The sequence below is a fragment of the Massilia frigida genome (genome assembly GCF_011682175.1).
Classification (GTDB): domain Bacteria; phylum Pseudomonadota; class Gammaproteobacteria; order Burkholderiales; family Burkholderiaceae_D; genus Telluria_A; species Telluria_A frigida.
The window spans coordinates 49451-62264 of the sequence record NZ_WHJG01000020.1; the positions used below are offsets into that span (position 1 = coordinate 49451).

The following is a 12814-nucleotide window of genomic DNA, read 5'->3' on the forward strand; positions in this document are numbered from 1 at the left end:
TGTCCGGTGCCCGGGCGGGCCGGCGGCTTCGAACGGATCAGTGACCGGCTCGTCCGCGTTGGGAGGCGCCATGCTTATCCATGGCGCACCTGCGCGCGGGCTGACAAACCATGCCCCTTCCAGCGGCGCCGGACCGACACAATAGCGTGACCAACCGGCCGACAGTGCACTCGGCTAGGCGAAATAGCGCACCACATGCGCCTCGCTCGGCAGCGGCACTTCCCACTTGAACAGCATGCGCTCGATGGCCTTGTTCGGCAGGCTGGTATCGCGCTGCGTATTGCGCTTGAAGATGACCTGCGGCGGCTGCTCCAGATACACCAATTCGACCTCGGCATCGTAGGCATACAGCAGGTCGAGCGTCTTCTTGCGCATCTGCGCGCTCAGGTGCGTGGTATTCCACACGAACGGCGCTTTTTCGCGCAGCATCTCCTTGGCCAAATCGACCGCCCGGTGCGCCACCGCGCCTTCGTTGGCGCCGTGGCGCAGCCCCAGTTCTTCGCGTGCGTCATCGATCGACACCACCGGCAAGCGCGCCCGGTTGGCCGCCACCCAATGGTTCTTCCCGGACGCCGGCAAACCTGACATCACCGTCACGCGCGAACCCGCATTCTGGTGATGCACGAAATCGGGCGCGATGCCGGCGCCGCGCATGTACGACAGGCGCGTGTGCGGGTCCGCGAATGCTTTCTGGGTGCCGTAGCAGCCTTCCTCACGCGCCATCTCGCGAAACAACTCGATATCGACCAGGCAGTCATCCTTCTTTTCGTACCAGCGCCCTTCCATGTCGGCCTGCGCCATCGCGGACAGCAGGCGCAGGTCCAGTTCATGCGAGAGCTTGCGGATCAGGAACTCGGCCGACTGGCCGTTCTTGTTCCCCGCCAGCGCAAAGAACGGCAGCTGGTGCACGGTGATGATGCGGCAAATGTGCTCGCGCACGGCGAACGGCACGCCCGCATGCCAGCACAGGATGCGCGCGTCGATCGCGCCGCGCTTCGAGTGGCCCGGTTGCCCGATGCGGCCACTGTCAGGATCGATGACGGTCGTCGCCGGCTTGGCGATATCGTGCAGCAGCGCGGCGTAGAACAGGATGAAGCGCTCCTCGCCGCTGCCGTCGATGTAGTCGCCCCCGCGCATCAGGGCTTCGATCACCATCCGCGTGTGAATCCACACGTCGCCCTCGGCGTGGTAGTACGGGTCCTGCGGCGTCGTTGCCAGCAAGGCCAGCGCGGGAATCGCGTGCAGGAACCAGGCCCAGTCGGGCGTCTGGCCGGGCGCGGGCACGTGCGCCGCCATGGCTTTATAAGTCAGTTTGTCCATCAGATGGCTCCTTCGGTTACCAGGCCCAGGTCTTCCCATGTCGTGGTCAGGCGTGGCGCGTAAATGTCGGCCCCGGGCGCCAGCTGATTGGGCACGTAGGGCTGCTGCGAGTGGTGCATCTTCGAGTCCAGGATCGCTTGCACGAAGTCGCTCCTCACCCACTTGTAGCGTGCCGTGACCACGCCGTCTTCCTCGACCTTGATGTGCAGGCCTTCGGCCAGGTCGGACTTGTCGGCCTGGGCCCAGCACTTGGCCAGGTCCAGCCCTTCGCGGGCGACGGTCGCTTCAAAGTCGCCTTTCCACGCCGGCGTCTTCGCCAGCGAAAAGCGGATGAAGGCCAGCAGGTCGGCCAGCTTGCACGGCGCCACTCCCGCATACAGCACCGGCACGGCCAGCACCGGAGCCTCGCCCAGCAGGATGGCGCGCGCGGCGGTCGACAGGAAGACCTGCTTTTCTCGGTCGTAGATGTCGAACTCGCAGAACAGATGCGGCAACTGGTTGTAGAAGACGCTGTGCTTCTTGCCCATCCACTCGCCGTACATGACGTAGCGCTCGCCCAGGCGCGCGATCAGCGCACTCTCGTGGGCGGCGGCCCAGCGCTTGAAGATGCTGAACTGGCGTTCGCGCCCACCGCCGGCCAGGTAATGGCCACGGCTTTGCAGCAGCAGTTCGGCGCCTTCGCTGAAGCTCACGCCGGCGTTGGCGCCGTCGAGTTTTTCTTCGACGACGATGTAACGCCCGGCCAGCGCGGCATAGGCCGCGCGCGGATCGTTGCGCTTGCCCGGCTTGTCGAAACCGGCGTCGCCTTGCTGCAGCTGCGAGCCTTCCAGGTGACGGGTGGAAGGGTATTTGTGTAATTCCAGATTGTGAACGAAGTTCGTCATGATGCGCTCCATGGTGTAGATAGGAGCTGACGACAAAGGGAGAACTACGCCACGACAGCAATGGTCGTGGGAAAGCGGCATGCACAGCCTACCGGTTGCTAATCCGGGCAGGTCAATCCGTTATCGTCAGCAGATAGCTTGGCTGTGTACAGGCACGTGAGGTTCTCGATTCGGTAATGAGGTTGTCTTGCGAAGGCGCAGATACTAACCCGGCCCTGGCGCGGATGTAAAGAAATATATTGAACGCGGTTTGGCGCGCCATCGGCCATCGCCGCTGCGGACGATGGCCGATGGCGCGCGCGCTCAGTGCTGGTAAGCGCCGATGTCGAAGCCGGAAAACACATTGCGCGGGCGGCCATTGAAATCGGTGGCGGCGGCATGCACCGGCGTGGCGCGCCCGATGGCCGGCGAACTGGCGCTGAGGCTAAAGTTGGGCAAGGCGACCTTGGTGTCGCCCACGAACAGCGGCGCCGAGCTGACCGTGCCGCTGTGCGTCAAGCCGTTCCTGAGATGCCAGTCGTAGCTGCTGTTCTTGTAGACCAGGTTATTGCGGTAGCTGTTGTTGCGCCCCGTGCGGCCCTGCTCCGAGATGCCCATCCGGTTGTCGTACACGATGTTGTTGTACACCGCCGTATGGTCGTTCGGGCCGGACGTGTGATAAAAGTCGCCGCCGCCGACCACGATGCCGGTGTTCGAGCCGGTCACGGTGTTGTTGGTCACGACCACATCGCGCGCGTCGTGCCATAAATGAATCCCGGCTTCGGCCACGCGGTAGACCACGTTGTTTTTGACGCTGCCGGTGGTGCTGACGTAGATGCCCTGCACGAAGCGGCAGCCAGCCGGGCCGATGTCGTGCACCAGGTTAGCGATCACCTGCCCCTGCACGCCGCGATAAAAGCCATCCAGGCCGATCGCGGCGCCGCCGGCGCTGGTGCAGGGTGCGCCCTGCGCGATGTGATGCACGTGGTTGCTGCGCAGGGTGTCGTAGGAGCCGCCGTTGTAGATGCCGGTGCTCCAGCGGGTACCGCCGCGGTGCATGCCGCCGTCGATGTCGAAGCCGACGATGTCGACGTAGTTGCCACGGTTATCCCACGCGGCCTTGGTGGCGGAGCGCTCCGGTGGCACGATCCGGGCGCCCCAGCGTTCGGTGGACACGAATCCGATCCGCGCGTCGGGCTGGCCGCTGGCGGTGGTCCGGATGCCGCCGTCGTAGGTGCCCGGGGCGACGTACACGGTCACGCCCGGCGTCACGGCACGCGCGGCCCGCGCCAGCGTGCGGAACGGCCGCGTGCGGGTGCCGGGATTGTCGTCGGCGCCCTGCGGCGACACGTACAGCGCACGCCCCTGCCTGGCGGCGGCAGGCGCCTGCTCCTCGTCGTCCGGCGCGTAGCCGGACAGGGCGAACGATGCGGGTGCCACGTGCGCCACCTGGGCGGCGTCCGGACCGCTGGCGCCGGCCTGGTCGTCGCCGGCCTGGCCGGTGCGGTCGGGATCGGCCGCCTGCGCCGGTGGCGTGGCGGCCACCACACTGGCGGGCGCCGTGCGGGCCGGGGCGGGAGCGCGTTCGGGCTCCCCGCCGCCTCCGCAAGCGCCAAGTAGTAACGCGAAACCGCTGCAGGCAAGTGACACGGCACGATGCTCCAAAGTGATCAAGGCAATCTTACTCATGCGAAGTTCCTCTTCCAAAAGCGTGAAAACTTGGTTTGAGGCCGATCAAGCGCCAAGGTTCGGATTTTCTTCGAGGTTTTTTTCGTCAGTAACCAATGGCAACTTCACCGGCTGCGTTGCGCGACGCGCGCCGTTCCCGCTCGGTTTTGGATTATCGCAACATGTTGGCCCCTAAACGGCCGCGCAATATTGCCAAACGAATATGCGAACCCCGACCCGAATAGACAGTACACGGACAAGTGCGTATGCTTTCAGGAAAGGCGAGCCCGACCGGGGGACGCCGCTGCATCCGAATCCACCGACAGGAGCGCGTCCCGACTTGAACGTCCACGCTACAACAGTCCGTCGCTACACCCGCGCCTTCCGGCGCGCTCTCCGTTCCTGGCGCGCGGATCAACGATGACGCCCGGCACCCGCCCACACCGCCCGCACGGGTGCCGATGGCTGGTGCCATTGATTGCCGCCCTTGGCTTTTTTATTTGCATATCGGCAAGTTCGATAGCGGCGGCCGCTCCTGACCGCTGGGAAAAACTGGCCACCCCGCTGTTCGAGCACATCGGCCTGGAACAGGGCTTGCCGCACCCGGTCGCGATGGCGCTGGCGCAGGATGGCGACGGCTTCATCTGGATCGGGACCCAGCGCGGCCTGGCCCGCTGGGACGGCTACCGCATGCTCGCCTTCGTGCACAACGCAAGCGACCCGTATTCGATTCCCGCCGATTTCATCCAGGCCCTGCACGCGGACCGACGCGGCCGCCTGTGGATCGGCACCGCCACCGGCGGGCTGGCCATGTACGACAAGGTCAACGAGCGCTTCATCCGCTTTCCGGCCGGCGCCGCCGGCCTGGCCGATGCCGCCATCAATGCCATCGCCAGCGACGGCGTGGGCGGGGTCTGGGTCGGCACGCCCTCCGGCCTCGATTACGTCGACCCGGCGCGCGCCTCGGTGCGCCACTACCGCCACGATGCGGGCGTGCCCGGCACCCTGCCGGACAGCCGCATCCGCGCACTGCACCTGGACCGCAAGGGCAACCTGTGGATCGGCACCAGCACCGGCCTGGCCCGGCGCGACGCCGCCAGCGGCCAGTTTGCGGCCATTCCGGTGGGCGCCGACGACGCCGGCGCGCCCTGGCGCGACGCGGTGCTCTCGTTCGGCGAAAACAGCCGCGGCCAGATCGCCTTCGGTACCCTGAAAAGCGGCATCGGCGTGGTCGACGCCGGCGCCATGCGCGCCAGGATCATGGAACTGTCGGGCGTCACCGACCCGCACGCCAACATGGTGCTGGCCATTACCGAATCCGTGCCCGGCCACTGGTGGGCCAGCACCTACGGCGGCGGCATCATCGACATTGAAGCCGACAGCGCCCGCGCGCGCCGCATCCTGCACCAGGCGGCCGTGCCATCGAGCCTGGCCAACGACCGCAGCGCCGCCCTGCTGCGCGACCGCAGCGGCCTGATCTGGATCAGCAATGAGCGCAGCGTCGATTTCCATGACCCCAACAACCGCGCGGTGGCCGCCGTGTTCGGCGCGCACGGCTTGCCCGAAGCGGCGGTCACCGCGCTGATGACCGATTCCGGCGGGCGCGTCTGGCTCGGCCTGGCCGACCAGGGCGTGGACCTGATCGACCCGGACGGCACCCGCAGCGCCGCCCTGCGGCCCGACCCGGCGCGCCTGGACAGCGCCCTGCCCAACCGGGTGCTGCTGGCGATGGCCGAGGCCACGCCGCAAGACGCCTGGATCGGCACCCAGCTCGGGCTGTACCGCACCTCCGAACAGGGGCGGCGCGTGGCGCGCATCGCGCTGCCGCAGGCGAACGCCTACCCGCGCATCGGCACCATCGCCCCGCAGGCCGGGCAGCTGTGGCTGGGCACCTTCGAGGGCTTGCTGCGCTACGACCCGGCCGCCAATACCCTCAAGTCGTACGTGGCCAGCCCCGGCGGCCTGTCCGACAACCGCATCCAGGCCTTGATGACCGATCCGGGCGGCGCGCTCTGGATCGGCACCCGCAATGGCTTGAACCGGCTCGACCCGGCCACCGGCAAGATCGAACAGATCCTCGCCAATCCGAGCAACGAGAGCGCCCTGTCGGACCCGGTGATCAGCGCATTGGCCATGGATGGACGCGGGCGCCTGTGGGTGGCCACCCACGGCGGCGGCATCAACGTGCTCGAAATGCGCACCCCGCTCGGGGCGCCGGTATTCCGCCGCCTCGGCCTGGCCGACGGCTTGCCCAGCACCGCAGTGTCGGCCCTGCGCCTGGACCGCAGCGCGCGCATGTGGGCCACCACCGGCAACGGCATCGCCGTCATCGACAGCGGCAGTCTCAAGGCGCGTCCGCTGGCGCGCGCCGAAGGCCTGGGTTTTCCAACCTACTTCATCGGCGCGGCCGCCGCCACGCCGGAAGGCGACCTGCTGTTTGGCGCCACCGGCGGCCTGACCGTGATCCATCCGGAGCGCCTGGCCAACTGGGAATACCGGCCGCCGCTGGCCATCAGCTCCCTGCGCACCGACGGCCATCCGGTGGCGGGCGCGCAAGTGCTGGCGCAGCGCGACAGCCGCCTGATCCTGCCGCCCGGGATCAAGGGCTTCGAAATCGAAGTGTCGGCGCTCGACTTTTCGGATGCGAAGCGCAACCGCTACGCCTTCCAGCTGGAAGGCTACGACCAGAGCTGGGTCGAGAACGACGCCAACCGGCGCGTGGCGGCCTACAGCAACCTGGCGCCGGGCGCCTACCGCCTGCGCGTGCGCGGCGCCAACCGCGATGGCGTGTGGGCCGACGAAGAATTGTCGATCCGGGTGCGGGTGCTGCCGGCCTGGCACCAGACCTGGTGGGCTTACCTGAGCTACGTGCTGGCCAGCGTGGCGGCCGTGTATGGCCTGTACCGCTGGCGCGTCAGCCAGCTGCAGCGCAGCCGCGCGGCGCTGCAGGCCGAGGTCTATTCGCGCACCCAGCACCTGGAAAAGCTCAACGCCATCGTCAAGTCGATCAACGAGCAGCTCGATTTCGACGCGCTGCTGCACACCATCCTGCGCGAATCGATGTTCATCAAGGGCATCGACGCCGCCTGGGCGCTGGTGCGCGAAGCCGACACCGACAACCTGGCCGTGCGCGCGATGTGGGACCGCAACGGCGGCACGCCGGTCGAAGAACGGATGGAACTGGGCGAGGCCGAGGCGCGCTACGTCAACGCGGCCGAGAGGATCACCTCCGACATTTACCTGACCCGCACCGCCACCCCGGCGCAGGCGGGCCACGCGCAGCTGGCGGTGCGCATCTGCATCGAGCAGCGCATCGAAGGCTTCCTGGTGTTCGAGAACCGCGCGCCCCAGGTGCCGCTGGAAGACAGCGACCTGGAACTGCTCAAGGCCCTGAAAGAACCGTTCGTGTCGGCCTTCCAGAAGGCCAATGCGCTGCGCCTGATCGAACAGGCGCGTGCCCGCGCCGAAGCGGCCACGCGCGCCAAGAGCGAGTTCCTGGCCAATATCAGCCACGAAATCCGCACGCCGATGAACGCCATCCTCGGCTTCGCGGGCCTGGGCACCCACCTGGAGCTCGATGCCAAGCCGCGCGACTACTTCCGCAAGATCGCCCGGGCCGGCAACAACCTGCTCGACATCATCAACGACATCCTCGATTTTTCCAAGATCGAAGCGGGCAAGCTGGAACTGGAAGTGGTGCCGTTCGACCTGCCCGACACGCTGACCAATATCGTCGACCTGTTCGCCTGGCGCGCGGCCGAAAAGGAACTCGAACTGGTGATCTGGGCCGCGCCCGACGTGCCGCAGATCTTGATGGGCGATCCGCTGCGCCTCGGCCAGGTGCTGATCAACCTGGTCGGCAATGCGCTCAAGTTTACCGCGCATGGCCATATCCAGCTGCGCGTGGAGCGCGACAAGGAGTGGAGCGGCGACGACAACCAGGTGCGCCTGTGCTTCGCGGTCGAGGATTCCGGGGTCGGCATCAGCCCGGAGCAGCAGGAGCGCCTGTTCCAGGCCTTCGCCCAGGCCGACGCCAGCACCACCCGCATCTACGGCGGCACCGGCCTGGGACTGGCGATCTCGCAGCAGCTGGTGCGCAAGATGGGCGGCGAAATCGGCGTCGACAGCGAGCTTGGCGCCGGCAGCCGCTTCCACTTCACCTTGACGCTGAACGTGGCGCCGGCGCAGGGCGGCGCGCGCCTGCAGGCCGGCGCCGGGGCGCGCGGCAAGAAGGTGCTGGTGGTGGACGACAGCGCGCCCACGCGCGAAATGCTGGAACTGCAGCTGCGCAGCTTCGGTTTTGACGCCAGCGCGGTCGGCTCGGGCGCCGCCGCCCTGTTCTCGCTGCAGCTCGAACCCTACGACCTGGTGCTGATGGACTGGAACATGCCCGACATGGACGGCCTGGAAACGGCGCGCCGCATCAAGGACGACCCGACCCTGGCGTCGATCCCGTCGATCATCATGGTGACCGCCTTCGCGCGCGACCATATCAAGGCGGCGGCCGAGGAAGCGGGCATCGGCGCCTTCCTGGTCAAGCCGGTCAGCGCCTCGCAGCTGCTCGACAGCGTACTGGCGACCATGGGCTTCGACGCCGCCGTGCCGGGGCGCGACGCGGCGCCCTTCCCGTCCCACGCCGCCGATCACATCTGCGGGGCGCGCGTGCTGGTGGTCGACGACAACCTGGTCAACCAGCAGGTGGCCAGCGAGATCCTGCGCCGCGCCGGGGTGCACGTGGACCTGGCCGGCAACGGCGTCGATGCCGTGCGCATGGTCGACCAGGCTGACTACGACGCGGTGCTGATGGATATCCAGATGCCGGAAATGGATGGCTACCAGGCCAGCGCGCGCATCCGCGCCAACCCGCGCCATGCCGACCTGCCGATCATCGCCATGACCGCGCACGCGGTGACCGGCTACCGCGACAGCTGCCTGGCGATGGGCATGAACGATTACCTGTCAAAGCCGATCGAGCCGGCCATCCTGTACACGGTGCTGGCCGGGTGGATCCACGCCGATCCGAACCGGGTGGCGGCCGAGAGCGCGCCGCCGCCCGAGGAAGGCGGCGTGCCGCGCGAGCTGCCCGGCATCGACGTGGAAGCGGCGCTGGCGCGCCTGGGCCACAATGGCCCGCTGCTCACGCGCTTGCTGACCATGTTCGCCAAGGATTTTACGGGCAGCCACGCCGCCATCGCGCAAGCCATCGATAGCGGCGATCTGGACAACGCGGCGCTGCTGGTGCACAAGGTCAAGGGTGCGGCCGGCAATCTATCGGCCCAGCAACTGTATGGGTCGGCCGGCGAACTGGAACAGTGTCTGATGGCTAAGGATGGCAAGACCGCAATGGAAATATTGCCTACTTTCCTACGCTTGTTCGACGAAGTGATGGACGGTGCCAACAGTCGGGAGAAAAACACACAGCTATGATTTCTAAACCTTGATACCGATCAATAACTGTCCTACCATGGCTAAGAGCTTCTCCTACGTGACTCATCATTTTCCTACACGAAAAGGCCCTTACCATGACAACCCACCTGCATAGCGACCTGGACTCCCTGCTCCATAAATTGTCCAGCGATGACGTATTCCGCGCACGCCTGCTGGGGGACCCGGTAGCGGCCCTGGGCAGCCTCGGCATTTCGCTGGAAGCCGGGCAGATTCCGTCCGAACGCTGCTTGGCTGCGAAGGATGCGATTGCCCTCGACCGGATGGCCTTCATGTCCAAGCTCGACAGCGCTGCCGGCGCAATTCCCTTCTTTTTGTCCGGCACCGCCTGATTCGGGCGTTTCGCCCTACGCTTTACTCTTCATAACGCAATTCCAGCGTGGTCTGTCCGGCGGCTGCAACACCGCAGCCGCACACGGCGACCACCGCGTCCGACAAGGGATCGAGCCCGAACGCGCGCTCGATCGCTTTCTCGTTAACGGCCGCCGTCACGAAGGCCGGCATGCCCGCTTCGGTGGCCAATAAATAAAACGTTTGCGACAGGTGGCCGGCGTCGAGCATCATGGCGCGGTACGCCTTGGCGTGGTTGCGGTACTTCCAGAAATTGCGCGCCACCCGCGCCGCCATTACCACCATCACCGGAGCATCGACGAACCAGTGCTGGTCGGCCACGAACTGGCGCGCCAGCTCGCTGGCGGCGGCCGCGTCGAGCGCCGCCAGCGGTGCGAGGGTGTGGTCGAGCGCGTGGTAGTGATATAACCCGGGAGCGATGCCCGGCACGCGCTGCACCAGCACGTAGGCTTCGGTGGGATGCAGGCCGCCGGCCGAGGGACTGGTTTTCTTCAATACCATGGCTTCCTGGGCCACCATGCGCTCGGCCTGGGCGCCGAAGGTGCGCTGCAGCAGGCGCGCCAGCAGGTCCAGCGGCAGCACGGCAGCGGGATCGTAATTGCGGCCGGTGTAGCGCTGCAGCAGCTGGGCGTCGAGCGCTCCGCCCAAGGGCGGCGGCAGCTTGATCGCCTGCGCCGGATCGCCACGGCCGAGGGCCGGCGGCGGCGGCGTGCCGTAGGCCTGCACCAGTTCCTCGAAACTGGGAAAGTGCATGCCCTTGTCGACTTCCATGCCGTCCCAGCGGCTGAACATGTGGGCGGCGGCCGAGAGCGGGCGCCAGTGCTGGGCGCGCAGCAGGGCGTCGCGTTCGCGGGCGGGGTTGTCGGCCGGGTCGTCGTCGAGCAGGAGGCCGAGTGCGAGCAGGCTGTCGAGCATTGGGGCGCCGAACTGGCGCTCGACGTCCGCGCGTTCGGTCCAGGCGGTCTGGCCGATGGCGCCAAGGGCGGCCACCTGGGCGGCGTCGATGGTGGTTTCGCGGTCCAGGTGCGGCGCCAGCGCCACCCAGCGCAGCGCGGCGCTAAGCGCCCGGGCGCCCGAGAACAAGGCCGCCCAGTCGATGCCCAGGTCTTCGCGCGGTTCGATGAACAGGACTGCACAACGCCGTATCTTCATGAGGTCCGCCCTTTCGAGGCCGGGCGCTGCCCGGCGGGATGAGTGCTGGTATGAAGCAATATCATAGCCTGTGATGGCGTCACGGTCACTTCATTCCATCCAAACCGTCGAACGGGGAGCACTTCGTCCACTTGACGTTGTCGCCTCCATCCCGGATCAGGATCGCTTTCATCTTCAACGATTCTCCTCGTACGCAAGCGACAGCTTTCTCGACGCACTTGCGCCATCGTCCACGGGGGGGCAGAAAGCAAGCAGAACAGATTATCGGTCAGAACGAAAGGCATTTCATCGCCTCAACTATACTGGCCCGTTTAATAGCTCAACGGCGAAATCGATGGACCGATCTGAGGCGAAAAAGTGAATTGAACAAACATGCGCCTCCGGCTGGCTTGCGCTTGTCGATGACGTATTCGACAAGTTGCCACCGGGCGTGGTGATCGAGGAGGTGTTTCAGAAATGGGCGGCCTTGCACGTACGCTGTAGTCCCTGCGACGACGCATTCGAGTCCTACCTCTGCGATATTCGATACCTGAGTGCCGAGATCTGCGAGATTCGTGGGCAACCCGGCTCGGAACACATCCATGAGGGCTGGCCCATCACACGCTGCCATGCCCACGCCATGTTCCCGCGCAATCGTTAGTGAGACGGCGCGTCGCGTCAAATGCCAGACGCCGCGCCAGCCTTGCAGGGGCATCACTATGTCAGCGTCATCAGCTTGTCATTTCCACCACCTAGAATTCCGCGTTTGATCTAGGGAGACTCAGCAATGGCAATGAAACGGAACCTGGCAGTGATGTGCGCGGCAACCATGGCGCTGGCCGCGTGCGGCGGCGGCGATCCCGTCGTCCTCAACACCCTCGACGGCAAGGCGCCGCTGGTGGTCGCGCACCGCGGTGCCGGCGGCTACCTGCCGGAAGAAACCGTGGAAGCCTACGCCATGGCCATCGAGCAAGGCGCCGACGCCATCGAACCCGATGTGGTGTCGACCAAGGATGGCATCCTGATCGCCCGCCACGATCCCAACCTGGCCTACAGCACCGATGTCGCCTCGCACCCGGAGTTCGCCAGCCGCAAGCGCAAGCTGCGTGTCGATGGCGTGGAAGAGGAAGGCTGGTTCGCCGGCGACTTTACCCTGGCCGAGATCAAGACCCTGGGCGGCATATCCACCGACGCCGAACGGCCGCAGCAATTCAATGGCCGCTACAAGATCGCGACGATCCAGGAAATCGTCGACATGATCAAGAAGAGCGGGCGCAACATCATCCTGTACCCCGAAACCAAGAACCCGACCTTCCACCGTCAAAACGGCTTGCCGCTGGAAGACAAGCTGCTGGCCCTGCTCAGCGCCGCCGGCTGGAACAGCGCTGGCGCGCCGGTATTCATCCAGTCGTTCGAGCCGGGCAGCCTGAAGTACATGCGCGGCAAGGGCTCGACCGTGCGCATGGTGCAATTGATCGATGCCGACGATGTCGACCTGAAAACCGGCGCCCTCACCTACGCCGCGCCTTTCGACCGCCCGTACGACTGGGCGCTGGCCGGCGACAAGCGCCTGTTCAGCGCCATGGTCACCCCGGCCGGGCTGGCCGAGATCAAGACCTACGCCGACGCCATCGGCCCGTGGAAGCGCTATATCGTCAGCACCAAAGGCAGCACCGGCGCCGACGGCAAGCTGGTCGACGCCAACAAGGACGGCAAGCTCAACGAGGCCGATACCAGCACCACCGCGCCTACCACCCTGGTGGCCGATGCCCACAAGGCTGGCCTGCTGGTCCACCCTTATACCTTCCGTAACGAAAAACGCCGCCTGCCGCTCGACTACAAGGGCGATCCCAAGCTCGAATACAAGCAGTTCTACGCGCTAGGCGTGGACGGCGTGTTCTCCGACTTCGCCGATACGGCGCTGGCCGCGCGCGCCGATTATCTCAAGGAGATCGGCTATTAGATCCTGACGGCACCGCTGTGGTCTAATGCGCACCGGGAGCGAGCGGCACGCCCGCCGCATCCTCCCGCCCCTG

The 12814-nt window shown here is 66.3% G+C and carries 7 protein-coding genes; 3 read left to right on the plus strand and 4 right to left on the minus strand.

Annotated elements, in window-relative coordinates; genetic code table 11:
• Window positions 1-174 precede the first annotated feature (174 nt).
• The 3 genes from F2P44_RS19180 to F2P44_RS19190 all read right to left on the minus strand — a co-directional run bounded on the left by F2P44_RS19180 (window position 175) and on the right by F2P44_RS19190 (window position 3872).
• A complete protein-coding gene (locus F2P44_RS19180) occupies window positions 175-1311 on the minus strand; it encodes an AAA family ATPase (protein WP_223165060.1) in 1137 nt (378 codons plus the stop codon).
• An 8-nt stretch (window positions 1312-1319) separates the two neighbouring features.
• Window positions 1320-2204 carry an RNA ligase family protein gene (locus tag F2P44_RS19185; RefSeq protein ID WP_167088654.1) on the minus strand — a complete coding sequence of 295 codons (885 nt, stop codon included), beginning with the start codon at window positions 2202-2204 and terminating at the stop codon, window positions 1320-1322.
• A gap of 303 nt (window positions 2205-2507) precedes the next feature.
• Window positions 2508-3872, minus strand: a complete 1365-nt coding sequence (locus F2P44_RS19190) for a DUF1565 domain-containing protein (protein ID WP_167088655.1) — start codon at window positions 3870-3872, stop codon at window positions 2508-2510.
• 447 nt (window positions 3873-4319) lie between these two features.
• Between F2P44_RS19190 and F2P44_RS19195 the strand changes: the two genes are divergently transcribed.
• A complete protein-coding gene (locus F2P44_RS19195) occupies window positions 4320-9278 on the plus strand; it encodes a hybrid sensor histidine kinase/response regulator (RefSeq protein ID WP_370662719.1) in 4959 nt (1652 codons plus the stop codon).
• A 95-nt stretch (window positions 9279-9373) separates the two neighbouring features.
• Window positions 9374-9628, plus strand: coding sequence for an NHLP-related RiPP peptide (locus F2P44_RS19200; protein ID WP_167088657.1), 255 nt, complete (start codon window positions 9374-9376; stop codon window positions 9626-9628).
• A 22-nt stretch (window positions 9629-9650) separates the two neighbouring features.
• On the opposite strand, the gene F2P44_RS19205 is transcribed toward F2P44_RS19200, so the two are convergent.
• On the minus strand, window positions 9651-10799 hold the full coding sequence (locus F2P44_RS19205) for a putative peptide maturation dehydrogenase (protein ID WP_167088658.1): 1149 nt from the start codon (window positions 10797-10799) through the stop codon (window positions 9651-9653).
• Between the two features lie 766 nt (window positions 10800-11565).
• On the opposite strand from F2P44_RS19205, the gene F2P44_RS19210 reads away from it, so the two are divergent.
• Entirely contained in the window at window positions 11566-12741 is a 1176-nt protein-coding gene (locus tag F2P44_RS19210) for a glycerophosphodiester phosphodiesterase (protein ID WP_167088659.1), read from the plus strand.
• The last annotated feature ends 73 nt before the right edge of the window (window positions 12742-12814 follow it).

Excerpts from the sequence above, each read along its gene's own strand:
- F2P44_RS19185 (WP_167088654.1), bottom strand. The coding sequence starts at position 2,204 with ATGACGAACTTCGTTCACAATCTGGAATTACACAAATACCCTTCCACC.
- F2P44_RS19190 (WP_167088655.1), bottom strand. The coding sequence starts at position 3,872 with ATGAGTAAGATTGCCTTGATCACTTTGGAGCATCGTGCCGTGTCACTT.
- F2P44_RS19200 (WP_167088657.1), top strand. The coding sequence starts at position 9,374 with ATGACAACCCACCTGCATAGCGACCTGGACTCCCTGCTCCATAAATTG.
- F2P44_RS19205 (WP_167088658.1), bottom strand. The coding sequence starts at position 10,799 with ATGAAGATACGGCGTTGTGCAGTCCTGTTCATCGAACCGCGCGAAGAC.
- F2P44_RS19210 (WP_167088659.1), top strand. The coding sequence starts at position 11,566 with ATGGCAATGAAACGGAACCTGGCAGTGATGTGCGCGGCAACCATGGCG.